The 20620-nt window shown below is 62.0% G+C and carries 13 protein-coding genes and 2 pseudogenes; 12 read left to right on the forward strand and 3 right to left on the reverse strand.

Annotation, left to right across the window (positions count from 1 at the left end; translation table 11 throughout):
- Positions 1-3 precede the first annotated feature (3 nt).
- Together PSH57_RS08755 and PSH57_RS08760 are read right to left on the reverse strand one after the other, a co-directional pair.
- Entirely contained in the window at positions 4-1974 is a 1971-nt protein-coding gene (locus tag PSH57_RS08755; RefSeq protein ID WP_305389015.1) for a MacB family efflux pump subunit, read from the reverse strand.
- Positions 1975-3127 (reverse strand): annotated as a pseudogene (locus PSH57_RS08760) (efflux RND transporter periplasmic adaptor subunit).
- 487 nt (positions 3128-3614) lie between these two features.
- Between PSH57_RS08760 and PSH57_RS08765 the strand changes: the two are divergent.
- The 11 genes and pseudogenes from PSH57_RS08765 to PSH57_RS08815 all read left to right on the forward strand — a co-directional run bounded on the left by PSH57_RS08765 (position 3615) and on the right by PSH57_RS08815 (position 18085).
- Positions 3615-4097 carry a sigma-70 family RNA polymerase sigma factor gene (locus tag PSH57_RS08765; protein ID WP_305389017.1) on the forward strand — a complete coding sequence of 161 codons (483 nt, stop codon included), beginning with the start codon at positions 3615-3617 and terminating at the stop codon, positions 4095-4097.
- A gap of 144 nt (positions 4098-4241) precedes the next feature.
- On the forward strand, positions 4242-5576 hold the full coding sequence (locus PSH57_RS08770; RefSeq protein WP_305389019.1) for a lysine N(6)-hydroxylase/L-ornithine N(5)-oxygenase family protein: 1335 nt from the start codon (positions 4242-4244) through the stop codon (positions 5574-5576).
- A 248-nt stretch (positions 5577-5824) separates the two neighbouring features.
- The gene (locus tag PSH57_RS08775) at positions 5825-9109 is read left to right on the forward strand and encodes a transporter substrate-binding domain-containing protein (RefSeq protein ID WP_305390331.1); all 3285 of its coding nucleotides are present in this window, start codon (positions 5825-5827) and stop codon (positions 9107-9109) included.
- A gap of 128 nt (positions 9110-9237) precedes the next feature.
- Complete coding sequence (locus PSH57_RS08780) at positions 9238-9672, forward strand: response regulator (protein ID WP_305389020.1); 435 nt, start codon at positions 9238-9240, stop codon at positions 9670-9672.
- Between the two features lie 115 nt (positions 9673-9787).
- Positions 9788-10402 (forward strand): response regulator transcription factor, encoded by a 615-nt coding sequence (locus tag PSH57_RS08785; protein ID WP_305389021.1) that lies wholly within the window; start codon positions 9788-9790, stop codon positions 10400-10402.
- A 165-nt stretch (positions 10403-10567) separates the two neighbouring features.
- Positions 10568-11434, forward strand: a complete 867-nt coding sequence (locus PSH57_RS08790) for a pirin family protein (protein WP_305389023.1) — start codon at positions 10568-10570, stop codon at positions 11432-11434.
- Positions 11435-11626: 192 nt separating this feature from the next.
- A complete protein-coding gene (locus PSH57_RS08795) occupies positions 11627-13069 on the forward strand; it encodes a mechanosensitive ion channel family protein (protein WP_305389024.1) in 1443 nt (480 codons plus the stop codon).
- 291 nt (positions 13070-13360) lie between these two features.
- Positions 13361-13801, forward strand: a complete 441-nt coding sequence (locus PSH57_RS08800; RefSeq protein ID WP_305389025.1) for a carboxymuconolactone decarboxylase family protein — start codon at positions 13361-13363, stop codon at positions 13799-13801.
- Positions 13802-14028: 227 nt separating this feature from the next.
- Positions 14029-14527: pseudogene (locus PSH57_RS08805) on the forward strand (sigma-70 family RNA polymerase sigma factor).
- A gap of 37 nt (positions 14528-14564) precedes the next feature.
- Positions 14565-15548: a FecR family protein gene (locus PSH57_RS08810; RefSeq protein WP_305389028.1), complete on the forward strand. Its 984-nt coding sequence runs from the start codon at positions 14565-14567 to the stop codon at positions 15546-15548.
- A gap of 98 nt (positions 15549-15646) precedes the next feature.
- The gene (locus PSH57_RS08815) at positions 15647-18085 is read left to right on the forward strand and encodes a TonB-dependent siderophore receptor (RefSeq protein ID WP_305389030.1); all 2439 of its coding nucleotides are present in this window, start codon (positions 15647-15649) and stop codon (positions 18083-18085) included.
- A 195-nt stretch (positions 18086-18280) separates the two neighbouring features.
- Here PSH57_RS08815 and PSH57_RS08820 read toward each other — a convergent pair whose 3' ends face one another.
- Positions 18281-19432 (reverse strand): MFS transporter, encoded by a 1152-nt coding sequence (locus tag PSH57_RS08820; protein ID WP_305389031.1) that lies wholly within the window; start codon positions 19430-19432, stop codon positions 18281-18283.
- A 176-nt stretch (positions 19433-19608) separates the two neighbouring features.
- Between PSH57_RS08820 and PSH57_RS08825 the strand changes: the two genes are divergently transcribed.
- Positions 19609-20601 (forward strand): diaminopimelate epimerase, encoded by a 993-nt coding sequence (locus tag PSH57_RS08825; RefSeq protein WP_305389032.1) that lies wholly within the window; start codon positions 19609-19611, stop codon positions 20599-20601.
- Positions 20602-20620 lie beyond the last annotated feature (19 nt).

Raw genomic sequence — 20620 nt, forward strand, 5'->3', positions numbered from 1 at the left:
CGTTCATTCACTGGTGAGGGCCGCGACCGGGTCGAGGCGAGCCGCCTTGCGGGCCGGCATGAAACCGAAGACAACGCCGGTGACCAGGGCGCAGCCGAAGGCGCCGAACACCGCCAGCCATTCAAAGGCCACTGCGATCTTGCCCAGCAGCAACGCGCCGCCCACCAGCAGGGCCAGGCCGATGCCGGCCAGCCCGCCGACCACCGAGAGCATCACCGCTTCGGTGAGGAACTGGCGCAGGATGTCCCGCTGGCGAGCGCCGGTGGCCATGCGAATGCCGATCTCGCGGGTTCGCTCGCGCACGGTCATGAGCATGATGTTCATCACGCCGATGCCGCCCACCAGCAGCGAAATCGCGGCAATGGCACCGAGCATCAGCGACAGTGTGCCCTGGGTGCGTGCCTCGGCCTGGATCATTGCGGCGTTGTTGGTCAGTTCGAAATCCTGCTTGCCGTCGTGCAGGCGCAACAGGGTGCGTGAGATGGCCTGTTCGGCCTCCTTGACCTTACCCGCGTCCCGGGCGGCGATCACCACATACTCGGGATGACGGCTGCCGAACAAGCGCACGCTGGCGGCAGAGTAGGGCACGGCGATGCGGTTGTCGGCGTCCGAATCCCCGGAGCTGGCACCTTTTTCCGCCAGCACACCGACCACCTGAAAGGGCACGTTCTCAATCAGGATGTAGCGGCCGATGGGATCGTCGACCTCCTTGAGCAGCTTGTGCCGGACCTTGTGACCGATCACCGCCACCGCCGCAGCGCTGCGCTCATCGGCCTCGGTGAAGTAGCTGCCCTGGGCCACCGGCCAATTGAAGATGGTCGGGAAGTTCGTGTCGTTGCCGCCCACGTAGCTGGTGTGGTCGAGGTTGCCGAAGCGCACGCTGGCGTCGGCGCCGTTGACCGGCATGATGCGCTGCACCTGGGGCAGGGCGGCGAGGGCCGCGAGGTCGTGTTCGCTGATAATGCCCTTGGCGGCGCGCGGGGTGGGCGCGGTACCGTTGAGGTAGATGATGTTGGAGCCGAAGGCGCCCATCTGGGCCATGACCTGGCGCTTGCTGCCTTCGCCCACCGCCAGCATCACCACCACCGAGGCCACGCCGATGACAATGCCCAGCAGCGTCAGAGCGGTGCGAAAGCGGTTGATCCACATCACCCGCCACGCCGCTTGCACGGCGTCGAGCAGTTCGCCTTTCCAGGCGCCGTTGTGTTCGCTGCCGGCGCTCAGACGCTGGCGCAGGTCCACCGCTTGCAGTGCCTTCGGATTGGCTTGCACGTCGTGCGGCAAAGCGCCGGCGCTGTCGCTGATGATCAGCCCGTCGCGAATCTCAATGATGCGTTTGGCCCGCGCCGCCACCTCGCGGTCGTGGGTGATCAGGATCACCACATGACCCTGGCTCGCCAGTTCGTCGAGCAGCGCCATGACCTCGATGCCGCTCTGGCTGTCGAGGGCACCGGTGGGTTCGTCGGCGAGGATGATGTGGCCGCCGTTCATCAAGGCCCGGGCAATCGACACCCGTTGCTGCTGGCCGCCGGAGAGTTGATGAGGGCGGTTGCCGGTGCGGCTGGCCAGACCCAGGCGTTCGAGCAGGGCGCTGGCCCGGGCGTGGCGCTCGGCGGCGGAGGTGCCGGCATAGATGGCCGGCATCTCGACGTTCTCCTGGGCGGTGCCGGAAGGAATCAGGTGATAGCCCTGGAACACGAAGCCGAAGGCTTCGCGCCGCAGCCAGGCCAGTTCATCGCTGCCCAGGCGAGCGACGTCTTCGCCGGCAAACCGGTATTCGCCGCTGGAGGGGCGGTCGAGGCAGCCGAGGATGTTCATCAGCGTCGATTTTCCGGAGCCGGACGCCCCGACAATCGCCAGGAATTCCCCGGCGTGAATGGACAAGTCGATGCCGCGCAGCACCTCCACCCGCGGGCTGTCGCCACCGCCGTAGGCCTTGCGAATGTCCCGCAGTTCGATCAGGGGCGTGTTCATTCAGCCTCCGCTGCCGGTAGCCGGACCGATCAGCACGCGGTCGCCTTCGCGCAGGCCGTCGATCACTTGGGTGCGCAAGCGATCACTGACGCCGGTACGCACGGTGCGCCGCTGGATCTCGCCATTGTCGGCCACCACCTGCACTTGCCCGGCGTTGGCCTGCAACGCGGCGGTGGGCACGGTCAGCACATCGCGTGCCTGGGCGGCCACAAAAAACACCTGGGCGGTCATTTCCGTCATCAGGGCGCGGTCGGCATTGTCCACATCCAGCAACACGGTGTAGAGCACCACCCGTTCGCTGCCGCTGCGCCCGCCGGTGAGGCTGCCGCCCTGGCTCGCTTCCAGTGGGCGCGGCGGCACCGGCAGCACCTGGCGTACGGTGCTGCTCCAGCGACGGCTGCCGCCGGCCAGGGTGGTGAAATAGGCGTTCATGCCTGCTTTGACGTGACCGATGTCCGCTTCCGAGACTTCGGCCCAGACCGTCATCGGTGACAGGCGGGCGATGCGCAGGATCAACGGAGTCTGCTGCTGGGCGTTGAGGGTCTGGCCTTCCCGGGCGCCAACGGCGACCACGGTGCCGCTCATGGGCGCAAAAATGCGCGTGTAACCCAACTCGGCCTCGTCACTGCGCAGGTTGGCCTGGGCCTGGCGGATCTGGGCCTGGAACATGTCGATGCGCGCCTGGGTCGCTCGCACCTCGGCCCGGGCGGTTTGTACGTCTTCCTCGCGGGTCGCGCCGCCGGTCTTGAGTTGCTGCTGGCGGCGGAACTTTTGCTGGGCCAGATCGTGCTGGGCTCGTTGTTCCTGGAGCTGGGCCTTGAGGTTTTCAATGGAGAAGCGTCCGGCGTCCAGCTTGGCCTTCTGCGTGGAAGGATCGATCTCAACCAGCAATTGGCCTTCGCGAACTTCGTCGCCGGCTTCTACATGAATCTTGCGGATCTGCCCGGACGCCTGGGCGCCGACGTCCACGTAACGCCGCGGTTGCAGGGTGCCCAGGGCGGTGACGCTGTTTTCGATATCGCCACGGGTGACGGGTGCGGTAATAAGCGATTCACGGCTCGGTGCCACCGCTTGCCAGGCGGCGAAGGCCACGGCTGGAAGCAGGGCGAAGGTTAAAAAGCCAGGCGCGTCGGGTAGGGCGGGGACGTTTCATGCAGGGTTCCGGCCGGTGGTGTCGGGCCCGTTCCATGAGGGGCAGGGACGGGAGGCTGTCTTGGTAAACGAGCGCTTCGGACGGGAATTTACTGTGTGAAACACTTGGTAGCAGGATGGCGGATGGGCAACGCAACAACCAAGACAGGTGATGTTGTGGCAAGGGGATTTATCTGTGGCGAGGGGATTTATCCCCGCTGGGCTGCGCAGCAGCCCCAAAACCTGCTACTCAAAACATCTGGCACACCGAGTTGTTGGCTATGAGGGGCTGCTGCGCAGCCCGGCGGGGATAAATCCCCTCGCCACAAAAGCAGTGTCTGGCGCCTACTTATCTGAACGAATCAGCCTTAATACAAACCAAAGCTTTAAATCTATATGAGAATTACTATAAATTACGCGATTGAATCTGCCACTATCGTGCCATTGCCGATTTCAGGCGGGCCGAATTGGCCCAGGGATAGCTGTCGCAGGCATTGCGCAGGGGAGTCATGTTGGAAAACTACTATCGCGAACTGGTGTGTTTCCTGAACGCCAGGCTTGGCAACCGCCAGGCGGCCGAGGATGTGGTGCATGACGCCTATGTGCGGGTGCTTGAGCGCGCCAGTGACACACCCATCGAGCAGCCCCGGGCGTTCCTGTACCGCACCGCGCTGAACCTGGTGATCGACGGGCATCGGCGCAATACCCTGCGCCAGGTCGAATCCCTGGAGGTGCTGGACAGCGAAGAGCGCTTCTTCACCCCATCGCCCCATACCAGCCTTGACCATGGTCAGCGCCTGGACATGCTCCAGCGCGCCCTGGCCGAGTTGCCGCCGCTGTGCCGCGAGAGTTTCCTGCTGCGCAAGCTTGAAGGCCTGTCCCACCCGCAAATCGCCGAACGCCTGGGCATTTCCCGGTCGCTGGTGGAAAAGCACATCGTCAACGCCATGAAGCATTGCCGCATTCGCGTGCGGCAGTGGGACGCGCATTAATTCGCCCACGCCGGTCGCATCACGGTAAATTTTTTTTCACTGTCCTCGTTCCTCTCAACAGACGACTTGCCGGCTTGCCAAAGATCGGTCGGGTCACCCAGGCTTTTCGCGCCCTGTTGAGGGCCTCTCCAGAGGACACTGGACATGACACAGGCAATTGCTTCGCCCAACGTTCACGACTTGATCGGTATCGGCTTCGGCCCCTCGAACCTGGCGTTGGCCATCGCGCTGCAGGAACGGGGCCCGGTTCAGGGCGAACTGGATGTGTTGTTCCTCGACAAGCAGGCCGACTACCGCTGGCATGGCAATACCCTGGTGACCCAGAGCGAGTTGCAGATTTCCTTCCTCAAGGACCTGGTGACCCTGCGCAATCCCACCAGCCCTTATTCGTTCGTCAACTACCTCAAGCATCACGGCCGCCTGGTGGACTTCATCAACCTCGGCACGTTCTACCCGTGCCGCATGGAGTACAACGACTACCTGCGCTGGGTGGCCGGGCAGTTCGCCGAGCAGAGCCGCTATGGCGAAGAAGTGCTGCGCATCGAGCCGGTAGTGCATAACCAGCAGGTCGAAGCCCTGCGGGTGATTTCCCGTGACAACCAGGGCGAAGAGTTCGTGCGCACCACCCGTTCGGTGGTGGTCAGTGCTGGCGGTACGCCGCGCATCCCCGAAGCGTTCACCGCCTTCAAGGATGACGCGCGGGTGTTCCACCATTCCCGGTACCTGGAGCGCATGGCGACCCAGCCGTGCGTGAGCGGCCAGCCAATGAACATCGCCATCATCGGCGGCGGGCAGAGCGCCGCGGAAGCTTTCATCGACCTCAACGACAGCTTCCCTTCGGTGCAGGTCGACATGATCCTGCGCGGCTCGGCCCTCAAACCAGCCGACGACAGTCCGTTCGTCAACGAGGTGTTTTCGCCGGAGTTCACCGACCTGGTGTTCCAGCAACCCCACAGCGAGCGCGAGCGCTTGGTGAACGAATACCACAACACCAACTATTCGGTGGTGGACATCGACCTGATCGAACGCATCTACGGGATTTTCTATCGTCAGAAAGTCTCGGGCGTGGCCCGCCATGCCTTCCGTACCCTCACCACGGTGGAGAAAACCACGGCCACCGATGCCGGCGTGGAGCTGGCGGTGCGCAACAACGCCACCGGTGAGCTGACCGTACGCCGTTATGACGCGGTGGTACTGGCCACCGGTTACGAACGGCAGATGCACCGCACATTGCTGGCGCCACTCGAGCAATACCTGGGGAATTTCGAGGTAGACCGCAACTACAAGTTGATCACCGACGAGCGCTGCAAAGCCGCAATTTACATGCAGGGCTTCTGCCAGGCCAGTCATGGCCTGAGCGATACCTTGCTGTCGATCCTGCCGGTGCGCGCCGATGAGATCGCCGGCTCGCTGTATGAGCACGGGAAAAATCTCGGGCAGGCTCGTCCGGTGCGAGATTTGCTGTTGGCGGCTGTATAGGCGAGAGCCGCGCTGCAAAAAACAGTGTGGGAGCGGGCTCCTGAACTGGCCGGCATCAGGTAACTCACAGGAAATTCTTCAGAAACTTCCTACACTCACCTCACGCGTCCTGTCTTTCAGGCAGGCGCGTTGACGGTTCGCTGTTCCCTCGCTTTGGCAGTCTGAACCCATCAACCGGTCCTCCCTGACTTGACGTGAAGTCGGTGGTGTTCCGGGCCGACTACGCCAAACGAAACAACCTGATCCAAATGACGCTGTTTTTACGCACAGGCCTGGTGGCGCTGTTGCTGGGCTTATCAAGTGTGGCGCCACCGGTTGGCGCGGCCCCCGAGTCGCTGCAGATACTCGGGCGTTCCAGTGTGAACGACTATTCGGTATCCCTGGGGGAGGCCGACTGGAACTGGCTACGTCGCAAGGGAACGTTGCTGTTGGGCGCCTCGGCGCCGGATTACGCGCCTTTCGGTATCACCGGCAATGGCAGCGACTATGAAGGCCTCACCGCCGACTATGCCCAGTTACTGGGGCAGTTGTTGCACGTCGAGGTGCAGGTGCAGCGATACGCGTCACGGGAGGCATCGCTCCAGGCGCTGCGCAGCGGTGAGATCGATATGCTCGGCACGGCCAACGGCTTCGAAGCCAGCGACCCGCAGTTGGCGATGTCCCAGGCCTATGCCGATGACCTGCCCACCCTGGTGGCCCGCGTCGCCGATAGCCAAGACTTGCCCACCGACCTGGCGGGCATGCGCGTGGCGATGCTGTATCACTATTTGCCCACCGAGACGGTCAAGGCGTTTTATCCGGATGCGGCTTTGCAGCTGTATCCCTCGACCTTGAGTGCTATCGGCGCTGTGGCGTTTGGGCAGGCCGACGTTTACCTGGGGGATTCGATCAGCTCCAATTACCTGATCAGCAAGAACTACCTGAACAACGTCCAACTGGCTGATTTCTCCCGCCTGGAAGTGCAGCCGTTCGCCTTTGCGGTCAGCCGTGGGAATTCGCGCCTGTTGCGCATTATCAACGCCGCGCTGCAAGCCATTCCTGCCAGTGAACGCATGAGTATCCTGCGGCGCTGGAGCGCGGGCGGCGCAAGCATGCCCGGTCAGCAGCCCCTGCATTTCAGCGTCAAGGAACAGCGTTGGCTGGATGCACATCCGCGGATCACGGTGGTCGTCAACCAGAACTTCCCGCCACTCACCTTTATCGATGAACAAGGGCATTTGCGCGGTATCAGTGCTGATGTGCTGGCCAGGATCAGCCTGCGCACCGGCCTGAAGTTCGATATCCAGCGGGGTCACTCGCTTCATGATGTGATCGAGCGTGTCACGACCGGTCGGGCCGACGTCCTGGCCGCCGCGCCACCCAGCCCCGAGCTTGAGGGGGTGTTGCGCTTTACCCGGCCGTACCTGAGCAATCCGTTCGTGCTGGTGGCGCCCTCCAGGGGCAAGGTGCCGTTGACGTTGGACCAGATGGAGGGCAAACGCTTGGCGCTGATCCGGGGCAACGTGCTGCGTGAGTACCTGCTGGAACAGTTTCCCCGGGTACACCTGGTGCCGGCTGAAAACGCCGCGGGCGCGATGTCCATGGTCGCCGCCGGTACGGTGGACGGCGCGATCAATTCGCTGATCAGCGCCCGCTATATGATTTCCCGCCAGTACCGCGGCAAACTGCAAATCACCAGTACCGTGGGGACTTTGCCGGCGCGCGTGGCCCTGGCGACTCACCGTGATGCGCCGGAGCTGCATTCGATCCTGGACAAGGCGCTGCTGAGCATTTCTCCCGAAGAAATGGACGAGTTGACCAATCGTTGGCGCAGTGAAGTGGTGATCGACGACAGTTACTGGCTGCGCAACCGCACCACCATCGTCCAGGGTTTCTCCATCGCCGCGCTGCTGTTGCTGCTGGCATTGGGGTGGGTCGTGTACCTGCGGCGTCTGCTGGAACAACTGCGCGTGGCCAAGCAAAGCGCCGATGATGCCAATCGGGCCAAGACCACTTTTTTGGCAACCATGAGCCATGAAATCCGGACACCCATGAACGCGGTGATCGGCATGTTGGAACTGGCCCTGAAGAAAGCCGACCAGGGTGTCATGGACCGGGTCGCCATCGAAGTCGCGTCGGGCGCCGCTCGCGGCATGCTCGACTTGATCGGTGACATCCTCGACATCGCCCGCATCGAGTCAGGCAGGCTGTCGCTGGCGCCGGAACGGGCCAACCTGCGGGAGCTGATCGAATCGGTGGCGCGGATCTTTGAAGGCCTTGCCTGGCAGAAACACTTGCACTTGCAGTTGGCACTCGACACCGCGATCAACCACGACGTCTTGATCGATCCGTTGCGTTTCAAGCAGATCGTATCGAACCTGCTGAGCAATGCCATCAAGTTCACCGACCAGGGGCTGGTGCGCTTGAGTGTGCGAGCCGAACCGGGTGGCGACGCGCAGTACCTGCCAATCCGCCTGCGCGTCGAAGACACCGGCTGTGGTATTTCGGCCGAGGATCAGCGCCGCTTGTTCAGCCCTTTTACCCAGGCCAGCAACAACACCCAGTCGGCCCGCAGCGGCTCCGGGTTGGGGCTGGTGATCAGCCGCACGCTCTGCGAAATGATGGGGGGCACCCTGACGTTGAGCAGTGTGCCGGGGGAGGGCACGCAGATTGAAATCCTGCTGAGCCTGCCGAAGCTCGATGCCTTGGCTCAAGCCCCGTCGGCTGAGAGCGAGGCGTGGGTACCCGTGCGTGCGCTGAACATTCTGGTGGTGGACGACTATCCGGCCAACCGCCTGTTGCTGGCCCAGCAATTGAGCTATCTGGGACATCGCGTCCGGGACGCCGAGGATGGTGTCCAAGGGTTGCGCGCCTGGCGTGCTGAACGATTCGATGTGGTCATCACCGACTGCAACATGCCGTTGATGAGCGGCTACGAACTGGCCCGGGCCATTCGCGATTCAGAGCGGGCCGAGGGCTTGTCGCCGGGGGTGATTCTGGGCTTCACGGCCAATGCCCAGCCCGAGGAAAAGGTCCGCTGTATCGAGGCTGGAATGGACGATTGCCTGTTCAAACCCATCAGTCTCAAGGAGCTGAACACATGCCTGGCTTCGGTCTCGCAGGATTGCGCCCCGGTGGCCGATGAAGCGGCGCCTTCCTCGGCCACCGATGACATCGACTTGAGCAGCCTTGAACAATTGAGCGCAGGTGACACTGGCTCAATCAAAAAACTGCTAAAGGAATTGGTCAACAGCAATGCCGAAGACTTGGCTCAGTTGATGCGTCTGCTCGCTCGACAAGACCTGCCCGGGTTGGCGGACCTGGCGCACCGGGTCAAAGGCGGCGCACTGATGATCAGGGCCCAGGGCCTGATTGCCGCCTGCGAAGCCCTGGAAAGTGCCTGCCGTGGGGGCGACCGGCCGTTACTCGCCGCCGCCGTGGATGAGGTACGCCAAGCCATGGACCAGCTGACGGAACGGCTGGAGGCCTATGTGGCAGGGGAGCCTGCTCCCGCTGAGCCGCGAAGGGGGCCACTCGGGCCTTCTCATGGATAAGCGAACCGCGTAGTCATCCCGAAGCCACATGCGAAGTACCTTTTTCCTCCCTTTTTTGGGATTCGTCCTACAGCGCCTCTCAAAAGCTTCCTCTAGCCTGACGGCCCTTAACGATTGGGATGCCTGTCATGCCGAACAAAGCATTACGTATCATGATTGCCGACACGCAACATTTTCATCGAGTGAGGCTTGAATACCTTTTCAATCAACAGGGTTATTTTCGGATTGCCCCCGTGAGTGGCCTGCAGGAACTGCTGACGCTGGTGGAGTACGGCAGCGAGCCGTTCGACCTGGTCGTGGTCAATGCCGGGCTGGCGAATGGAGCCCTGGACCTGCACGATTTCATCCTCGACAACCCGCAGCTTCGTCACGCGATGATTTACAACACGTCACAGATCGGCCTGTCCTCGACGGCTGTCGCGCGTCGGCCTGGTATGCACCTGAGCCCGGCCCAATTGCCTGACCTTGCGTCATTGGCGAGTCTGATGCAACGGATTGATCCCCAAGCCTGCGAGTTGACGCGACCCTGGCTTCGCCCCCTCAGGCAAGGCCACGCAGGGTGATGCTGTACCGTTGGTCGGCACTGTCAGACCTGACAGGTGGCCGGGTCTGTCGTTTGTGCAACAGTCCCGAGCAGTCATGGCATCGGCACCGTTTGCATTTACGTGGGGAGTTGCCTTGAAAGACGTATTGATCGTGGATGATCACCCTGTCATACGAGGGGCATTGCGGCTCATTTGCCAGAACGAGGGGTTTTCCCGAATCAGGGACGCGAGCGGTGCAGCCGACGCCAGGGCGTTGATCAAGGAAGGGGCGCCAGACCTGGTGATTCTGGACCTGGTGATGAACGGATTCGATGGCATGGACCTGTTGGTCTGGATCATGGCCCAGTTCCCTGGGTGCGGTGTGCTGGTGTTCACTTCCCAGGATGCGCAGCACTTCTGCAACCGCTGCATCTCGGCCGGAGCCAGGGGCTTTGTGACCAAAAAAAGCGACCTGAAAGAACTGATCAAGGCCATTCATGCCTTAAAGTCCGGTTACTCCTATTTCCCGCAAATGCCGGTCAGGCTGGATTTTCACCAACGCACGGAACAGCAGTCCCTGGAAAGTCTCTCGACTCGCGAGCTATCCATTCTGCGAATGCTGGCCATGGGGATGCGCGGCAAGGACATCGCCGAGGCCTTGTTCCTGAGTCCGAAAACCGTCAGCACCTACAAGACCCGTCTGCTGGAAAAACTCGGACTCAAGACGCTGGTGGGTTTGTCGGATTTCGCCAAGCGCAATCACCTTTGAATAACACCAGAACCTGTGGGGGACTGTGGTGACTTGCAGTTTTCCCAGGTCCTTCATTGTTCTCCAAATAGAACGCTAAGGCCGGTTTTTGCTGTCTAGTGCTTCAAGTGGGTCGGTTTTAAGCTATGTCCATCAAATCGCAGTACCTGATTTTGGAGACACAGCATGAAAAACATCATCGGCGTCTACACCAGCCCACGACCCCATTGGGTCGGTGACGGCTTCCCGGTTCGCACGCTGTTTTCCTACGACAATCTGGGCAAGCACATCAGCCCGTTCCTGCTGCTTGACCATGCGGCACCCACGGAGTTTTCACCCACCACCGAGCGTCGCGGTGTCGGCCAGCACCCTCATCGTGGTTTCGAAACCGTGACCATCGTCTACCAGGGTGAACTGGAACACCGGGATTCCACCGGCAGCGGCGGCAAGATCGGTCCTGGCGACGTGCAATGGATGACCGCCGCTTCGGGGATCATTCACGAAGAGTTCCACTCCGAAGCCTTCGCCCGGCAAGGCGGGTTCATGGAAATGGTCCAGCTGTGGGTCAACCTGCCCGCCAAGGACAAAATGGCCCCGGCCGGCTACCAGACGATCCTCAAGGGCGACATTCCGAACATCGAGCTGAAGGACAACGCCGGCAGCCTGCGCCTGATTGCCGGCCGCTTCGAGGGGCATCAAGGCCCGGCGAAAACCTTTACCCCCATCGATGTCTGGGACCTGCGCTTGAATGCCGGAAAAAACCTGACCCTTGACGTACACGATGGCCACAACACCGCACTGGTGGTGCTGCGCGGCACGGTCCAGGTCAACGGTCGCGAGCGGGTCGAGGCCGGGCAACTGGCCCTGCTTGACCGGGCCGGCGACCAACTGAGCCTGCAAGCCAATCAGGACGCGGTGGTGTTGCTGCTCAGCGGTGAGCCCATCGACGAACCCATCGTTGGCCATGGCCCGTTCGTGATGAACAGCGAGCAGGAGATTCACCAGGCCTTCAACGATTTCCACTCCGGTCGTTTTGGCGCGATGGACGACTGAGGCGAAACCACAGCCACCCCAAAGCAAATGTGGGAGCGGGCTTGCTCGCGAACGCGGTGTATCAGGCGCATAGACGTTGACTGACACGCTGCATTCGCGAGCAAGCCCGCTCCCACACTGGTTTGGGGTGATCTCTACAGCGTGTTCAATCTGTGCCAATCTTCGCCCCATGACCTTCCTGGAGCTGTCCCGATGCTGCCTCTGATCTCCGATCACCCACTGCTGAGTGCTTTGGTGTTGCTGGTGCTCGACATTCTGCTGTGGCGGCTGGTCAGTGCTGATCGGACCTATTGGAAGATCGGCGGGCGGCTGCTGATTTTTTCGTTGTTCAGCGCGCTGCTGTTCAACGAAGGCCTCAACCCCATGCAACCGGCCCAGTGGGTTGACGACGTACCACGCCACTTGGCGGCCACCGGTTTACAGATTGCCTGGTGGCTGTTCGCGGCGCGAACCCTGACGGTGATGATCGGCGCGGTGATGATGCAACGGGTGGGTCATACCGGGCGGCTCTTGCAGGATTTGATCGGCGCGGTGATCTTCCTGATCGCCGTCATCGCGGCCTTGGCGTATGTGCTGGATCTACCGGTCAAGGGTGTGCTGGCAACGTCCGGGGCGATGGCTATTATCGTCGGCCTGGCCTTGCAGAGTACCCTCAGTGACGTGTTCTCCGGGATCGTGCTCAACACCACCAAGCCTTATCAAGTCGATGACTGGATTTCCATCGACGGCACCGAAGGCCGGGTCACCGACATCGACTGGCGCGCCACGCGGTTGCAGACTGCCCAGGGCAGCATGGCGGTGATTCCCAACTCCTTGGCGGCCAAGGCCAAGATCATCAACTTCAGCCGGCCCAGCGACGTCCACGGGTTATCCATCAGTATCCCGGTCAGCCCGCATGCGCGGCCACAAACCGTGATCGATGCGCTGGAGCGGGCGATGATCGGCTGTCGTTCGCTGCTTGCCAGCCCGGCACCCTGCGTGACACTCAAGAGCACCGGCAGTACCGGGGCGGAATATGAAATCAGCGGGTTCGTCGCCTCCATGGGCCAGAAGCGCGAAGTGCGCAACCAACTGTTCGACCTGGCGTTCCGGCATTTGCAGGCCTCGGGCGTGAGCCTGTTGTCCACCAGCGAAAGCGCGTCCGCCAATGGCGTGTCGCGGCCCCGTGCGTTGCTGGAAAGCTCGAGTATTTTCTCCACCTTGCGCCAGGATGAGAAAGACACCTTCAGTCAGAACATGACCCTGCAGACCTTCCGCGCTGGCGACATGATCTTGCCGGCCGGGGAGGTCAGTGATCATTTGTTCATCATCGAATCCGGGGTGGTCAGCGTGACCCTGTTTCGTAACGGCCAGCCGTTCGAGGCCGGACGCATGGGCCCGGGGGAAGTGATCGGCGAAGCCGGGATCGTTTCCGATCAGCCCGCGTTGGCGAGCTTTTCCGCCAAGACTTTCTGCACCCTTTATCGCATTGAGAAGAGCTACCTCAAACCCTGCCTCGAGACTCGCCGCGACATCAACGACGCGATGAAAAACCTGCTGGACGTGCGCACGCACCTGGCCCAGAACCTGACTCGCGACGTTCCCAAACCGGTCGCCAAGAAGCGCTTCCTGCAATGGTTGCGCAGTCGGGCCTGAAGCCTATCTTGAAGTTCCCCAGTCCTCCTGTGGCGAGGGGATTTATCCCCGCTGGGCTGCGCAGCAGCCCTAAAATCACCCAGTCGGTGTGTCAGGTAGATTGAGTCTGCTGCTTTGGGGCTGCTGCGCAGCCCAGCGGGGATAAATCCCCTCGCCACAATAAGTCTGTGTTAATTGCCAAATGGTCGCATCGCTTCCCATTGGCCCCCCGAACTTCCCAACAATTGGCTATTTGTACCGCGCCACCGCGAGGCTAACGTAACGCCACACCCAATTGTGCTGGAGTTCATCATGCAACCGCGTATCGATTTCTATACCGCCTCCCCTGAAGCTTACAAAGCCATGCTGGCGTTCGAAACCGCTGCTTCGAAACTGGGCCTGGAAAAATCCCTGCTGGAACTGGTCAAGCTACGCTCCTCGCAAATCAACGGTTGCGCCTACTGCATCGACATGCACACCGCCGATGCCCGCAAGGACGGCGAGACGGAGCGTCGCCTGTATGCCGTGACCGCCTGGCGCGAAGCCCCGTTTTTCACCCCTCGCGAGCGCGCCGCGCTGGCCTGGACCGAAGCGCTGACACGCTTGAGCGACACCCATGCGCCAGACACCGACTACGAATTGCTGAACCAGCATTTCACGCCCAGGGAAATGGTCGACCTGACCGTGGCAATCAACGCCATCAATGGCTGGAACCGCTTGGCGGTGGGCTTTCGCAAGATGCCTGAGGCGTAATCAGCAGAAAAATACCTGTGGGAGCCTGTGGAGCCTGTGGGAGCCTGTGGGAGCAAAGCTTGCTCGCGATAGCGGTCCAACAGTCCATGCAGCATTGACTGACACACCGGCTCCCACCTAGATTTAATGCTCAGCTGTGAAGCTTCGGACGACAGGCTCCGTAATAGGTTTGCTTCGGCTTAATAGGAAGCATTACTATTCACGCCCCGTCCCCACAGCCCAGTGCAATGACCCCCAAGCCGCCCCGCAGACCTGGCTTTTTCGAGCATTACGAAGAGTTGATCGGCACCTGGACCCCGTCGCCTGAATCGCCAGCAGGCCGAGGACCTGGCCCACGATACTTTCGTGCGGGTGCTCGAGTCCGATTCGGCCGATGTCCAGCAACCGCGGGCCTATTTGCACCAGACGGCGCGCAACATTGCGGTGGATGGCTATCGGCGCGAAGATCGACGGGGCGCCATGGAGGAGGTGGCGCTGGACCATAGCCAGTCGCTTTCGGGCGACCCGGAGCACTTCATGCACGCGATCCAGCTGGCAGACTCCATCGAAAGGGCGCTTGCCGAGCTGCCGGCCAATTGCCGTACGGTGTTTGTCTGGCAGAAGATCGAAGGCTTGACCCAGGCGGAAATCGCCGCGCGCCTGGGCCTGTCAAAAAACATGGTGGAAAAGTATATGATCCGCACCCTGCGGCATCTGCGCGATCGTCTGGACGGGGCTGGCCAATGATCCGTCGTTATCTTCCACCTGAGCCACAGGACCTTCCATGATGGATAACCGTGAATGCCCGTGCGGGCAGAACCGGGTTCGCGACGAGGCGGCGCAGTGGTTCGTGCGTTTGCAAGCCCCCGCCATGAGTGTCGATGAGCGCCAGCGTTACGAGGCCTGGCTGGACGAACATCCTAATCACCGCGACGAAATTCTGCTTCTACAGGGGATCTGGAGCGCCACGGACCTGCTGCCCAAGGAGCGGTTGCAAGCGCTGTGTGAGCGCCCCGCCGAACGTCCCAAACGCCGGTCGCTGCTGCGCTTCGCCGTGGCCGCCGGGCTGCTGGCGATGGCGGTCGGGCTGGGGTTGTTCAGCGGCTTGGGTGCTTCCAGCGATTACAACGCTGAATTTGCCACGACCCTGGGCGAGCGCCGGCATATTGCGCTGCCGGACGGTTCGGTGATCGATCTCAACAGCCGCAGCCGCGTGCGTATTCAGTTCGCCCACCATCAACGGCGCGTGGAGCTGGCCGAAGGCGAGGCGTTGTTTCGCGTCGAGCATGACGCCGGCCGCCCGTTTACGGTGGAGGCGGGCAACGGCCGGGTGACGGTGACCGGAACACGCTTCGATGTGCGCCGCGATGCCGACTCAACTCGGGTGGCGGTGGAGCAGGGCAGTGTCAAGGTCCAGGGGCGCGACGCGTCACAGACCGAGTTCGTCAACCTCTCGGCCGGCCTTGGCACTCGTATCGACGCCCAGGGCAAGGTCGCCGCACCTTATGGCATCAACGCCGATGAACTCACCGCCTGGCGCCACGGCAAACTGGTGTTCAACAACGCTCCCTTGAGCGAAGTCGCCCAGGAGGTTTCCCGTTATCGTGCTAAACCGCTGCGCATCGGCAGCGCGGCGGTGGGCAACCTGCGCCTGACCAGTGTGTTTCGCGCCGATAACCCCGAGGCGCTGCTCAAGGCTTTGCCGAACATCCTGCCGGTGGCCGTGCGCACCCTGGATGACGGCAGCCAGGAAATAATTGCCCGGTAAATTCAGGTTTTTTTCGAGTTCTTCGTCTTCTTGTCCAACTGCAACTGGTTTGCATTAACAGACGCGTATTCTTGCGATTCAACAGGACAAGGTTCGACGTGAAAACCTCCTTCAAAAACAACAACCGCGCCCCCTCCCGCTGGCTGCCGCTGGCCCTGACCCTGGCCGTCAGCGCCGCACCGCCCCAGGCCTTCGCCGATCAGGCGGCCACGTCTATTCACATCCAGGCGCAGCCGCTGGGCCAGGCCTTGAGCCAGCTCGGCCAGCAGACCTCTTTGCAGATGTTCTTCAGCCCGGAGTTGGTGGCCGGCAAGCAAGCCCCGGCGGTGGACGGCAACCTGTCCCCGGAAGCGGCCCTGGGCCAATTGCTGCAAGGCAGCGGCTTGCAATATCAGATCGATGAAGGTTCGGTGACCGTGCTGCCGGCATCCTCGGCGTCCACCGGCGGCCCGCTGGAACTGGGGACCACCGACATCCAGGTGGTCGGTGACTGGCTCGGCGATGCCAATGCCGAAGTGGTGCAGAACCATGCGGGCGCGCGCACGGTAATCCGCCGCGAAGCGATGGTGGAGCAGGGTGCGATGAACGTCGGTGATGTGCTGCGGCGGATGCCAGGGGTGCAAGTGCAGGATGCCAATGGCACCGGCGGCAGCGACATCTCCCTGAACGTCGGTGTGCGCGGTCTCACTTCGCGCCTGTCGCCACGTTCCACGGTGCTGATTGACGGCGTGCCGGCGGCGTTCGCGCCTTACGGTCAGCCGCAACTGTCCATGGCGCCGATTTCTGCGGGCAACCTGGACAGCATCGACGTGGTGCGCGGCGCCGGGTCCGTGCGTTACGGGCCGCAGAACGTCGGCGGCGTGATCAACTTCGTGACCCGCGCCATCCCGGAAAAAGCCACCGGTGAAATCGGCACCACCCTGGAAACCTCCCAGCGCGGCGGCTGGAAGCACATCGACAGCGCTTTTCTCGGCGGCACGGCCGATAACGGCATGGGCGTTGCGCTCCTGTATTCGGGGGTCAACGGCAATGGCTATCGCCGCAGCAACAACGACAATGACATCGACGATGTCATCTTCAAGACCCATTGGGCGCCCACCGAGGTGGACGACTTCTCGCTGAACTTCCATTACTACGACGCCAAGGCTGACATGCCCGGCGGCCTGACCCAGGCGCAATACGACGCGGACCCGTATCAGTCCGACCGTGACTGGGACAACTTCGCCGGCCGGCGCAAGGACGTGTCGTTCAAGTGGATCCGCGAGATCAGCGAACGCACCCAGGCCGAAGTGCTGACCTATTATTCCGACAGCTACCGTGGCAGCACCATCGCCTCCCGGGACCAGCGCAACCTGGCGTCCTACCCGCGCACTTACTACACCTTCGGCATCGAACCGCGCGTGTCCCATGTGTTTGACCTGGGCTCGACCACCCAGGAAGCCAGCGTCGGTTATCGCTACCTCAAGGAAGGCATGCACGAAGAGGCCAGCCGCCTGGCGCTGCGCGATAACCAGCCGGTGGTGCGGCCGGGGTCCGATGGTCACGTCTATCAGGACCGCACTGGCGGCACCGAAGCCCATGCGGTCTATATCGATGACAAGATTGATGTCGGCCAGTGGACCATCACCCCGGGCATTCGCTTCGAACGCATCAGCACTCAATGGCACGACCGCCCGGTGCTCGACACCGCTGGCCGTCCGGTGCAGGAAAAACGCCGCAGCATCGACAGCAACGAACCACTGCCGGCCCTGAGCGTGATGTATCACCTGTCCGATGCCTGGAAGCTGTTCGCCAACTACGAAACGTCGTTCGGCAGCCTGCAATATTTCCAGCTCGGCCAGGGCGGCGACGGCAACAACACCGCCAACGGCCTGAGCCCGGAAAAAGCCAAGACCTACGAGATCGGTACGCGCTACAACGATGACGTGTGGGGCGGGGAAGTGACGCTGTTCTACATCGACTTCGACGACGAGTTGCAGTACATCAGCAACGATGTGGGCTGGACCAACATGGGCGCCACCCAGCATCAGGGCCTGGAAGCTTCGGTGCATTACGACATGGCCGCGCTGGACCCGCGCCTGGAAGGCCTGAGCGCCAATGCCGGTTTCACCTACACCCGTGCCACTTATGAAGGCGATATTCCGAGCTTCAAGGGCCGTGACCTGCCCTTCTACTCGCGTCAGGTGGCGAACCTGGGGTTGCGTTATGCGATCAATCGCTGGACTTACAACCTCGATGCCTTTGCCCAGTCCAAGCAACGTTCACCCGGTAACAGCGTGAACCCCGACGGCAGCTTCAGCGACGACTACATCACCGACGGCAGCGCCGATGGACGCTACGGTGACATGCCGGGTTACGTGCTCTGGAATGTGCGCGCTGGCTACGACTTCGGTTCGCAGCTATCGAACCTGAAGGTCGGCGCCGGGGTGAAGAACCTGTTCGACCATCAGTACTACACCCGCTCCAGCGACAACAACTCGGGCATCTACGTCGGCGCACCGCGCACGTTCTTCGTGCAGGCGAGTGTAGGGTTCTGATGAACAACCAGGGTTGAAGCGTACTCCTGTGGCGAGGGGATTTATCCCCGCTGGGCTGCGCAGCAGCCCTAAAATCACCAACTCGGTGTGTCAGGCAGATTGAGTCGCCGCTTTGGGTCTGCTGCGCAGCCCAGCGGGGATAAATCCCCTCGCCACAGATAAATCTCCTTTCCATAGAGAGAGTGGTGTAAGGACTCAAACCTTCAACACTTTCCCACTGACCGCCACCGCCACCAACGACAGCGCAATCAAGCCAAACGCAAAGCTCAGACTGCTGCCATGGGCGACGAATCCGATCAGCGCCGGGCCTGCGAGGATGCCGGCGTAGCCGATGGTGGTGATGGCCGGTACGGCGATCGCTTCAGGCATCAGCGTCTGCTTGCCCACCGCGGTGTACAACACCGGCACGATGTTCGAACACCCGGCCCCGACCAACGCATACCCCAACAGCGCCGCCTGCCACATTGGCGCCAGCGTTGCCAGCAGGAACCCGGCAGCGGCGGTCGCGCCGCCATAGATAATCACGCGTTTGGCGCCCAGGCGATGCACCACCGAATCCCCCGTCAACCGGCCGACGGTCATGGTCAGCGCGAACGCGGCATAACCGAGCCCGGCATAGGCGGTTTCCACGCCGCGCTCGGCGGTCAGGAATACCGCGCTCCAGTCCAGCACCGCGCCTTCGGCCAGGAACACGATGAAACACAGGATGCCGATAAACAGCACCACGCCGTGGGGAATGGCAAACGCCGGTCCCGAACTATCACTGCCATAGGGCAGCAGGTGCGGTGCCGCTTTGAACAGTGCCACCAGCAGCAATGCGTTAACCACCAGCGTCGCGCCCAGCGGCGAAAGGCCCAGGCCAAGCAGCGCGCTTACGCCGGCCGCGCCAATGATCCCGCCGAGGCTGAACATGCCGTGAAAGCCCGACATCATGGTCTTGCCACTGGCCCGCTCGACGATCACCGCTTGCAGGTTGACGGTCGAGTCCACGGTGCCGAGGCCGGCGCCAAACAAAAACAAAGCCGCCACGAGCCAGGGCAGGGACGTCATCGTCGCCAGCAGCGGCAACGCCAGGCAGATCAGAATCGTCCCGCCACTGAGCACCCGACGGCAGCCAAACCGCGCCGCCAGTGCGCCGGAAATCGGCATCGCCAGAATCGACCCGACCCCAAGGCATAACAACAGCAACCCGAGAGTGCCTTCGTCCAGGTTCGCCCGCACCTTGGCGTAGGGCACCAGCGGCGCCCAGGCCGCGATCCCGACACCGGCGATGAGATAGGCGATGCGTGTGGACATCTGTTCCAGGCGTCCGGGAATGAAAGTTGGCGGTGGCGTAATGGCAGTCATGAAACGTCCTTGGTCTTGCGATGCGATGGTGCGAGCGGGCCTATGCTTGCACATCCACTGACCGCACCGCGACCTCAAGGTGCCGACCGATGCGCACGCGTCGCGAGTACGTTTTGATGCCATAGCCTTGGCCGGCATAAAGTACGGTTCTTGCTGGCTGATTCCGGGTTTGATCCATGACGCAGTTTTATGATGCACGGGGCAATATTTATGGCGTGGTCTCACCGCAGCAGATTCGTGCCCGAGGCATTGACCTGCCGCCGTCAGCCGCCCAGGCTGCCCAGGCCCGCCAAACCTGGAGCCGCGCCGCGGTGCAGGCCTTCTGTAGCTGGGCACCTGGCCAGGCGCCGCCGGATGCCAAGGCTCATTGCAGCGATGGTCTGTTGATCGGCCCGTTCCAGAGTGAGCCACCTTTTGATCTGTTGATCGTCAACACCGACGGCACCCTGGCCGAGCGCAGTGGCAATGGCTTGACGATTTTCTCCCAGGCGCTCAAAGAGCAAGGCTTGATGCCGAGCGACGGTGAGTGTGTTCTGCAGGTTCATCACGACAAGCGTGAAGGCGTGTCACCGCTGCAAACGACGGTTCGCGTGGCTGAGTTAGAAGGTCTCGCGGGCTTCTGGCTGGACCTGGGGAAACCACGTTTCGGGCCCAGCGCTGTAGCTGCTCGAGATGTGCAAAGCGTGATCGTCAACCAGCGCGAAGTCAGCCGCGTAGCGGCGCTTCATGCTTTGAATCCGGCCTGGGGCAACAGTCAGTTCGTGAACATTGGCAACCCGCACTGCGTGACTTTGGTGGACAGCGCCGAGACGTTGCCAAGCAATCCACAGATGCGTGCCCCGGCATTGGCGCACAGCCTGACTCGTATTGCCTATGCACCGCCCTGTGGGTCGGGGGTTCCCTGTCCGGTGGGGGTGAATCTGCAATGGGCCTGGTTCGAGGCCGAAGGGCGAATCGTTGCCCGGGTGTTTGAGCGCGGCGAAGGTCCCACCGCTTCTTCGGGTACCAGTGCCAGTGCGGTGGCGTGCGCTGCGTGGCGGGTGGGTTGGCTGAAGGCGGGGGCGGTGAGTGTGGTGATGCCGGGTGGCACTGCGCCGATTTTGCTGGAAGAACAGGCGGGTGAGCTGGTGAGGGTCAGGTTATTTGGTATCGCGCGGCTTGTGCCGTAGAGTTTCTGGACGTTCTGTG

Source organism: Pseudomonas hefeiensis (genome assembly GCF_030687835.1).
In the GTDB taxonomy this organism is placed as follows: domain Bacteria; phylum Pseudomonadota; class Gammaproteobacteria; order Pseudomonadales; family Pseudomonadaceae; genus Aquipseudomonas; species Aquipseudomonas hefeiensis.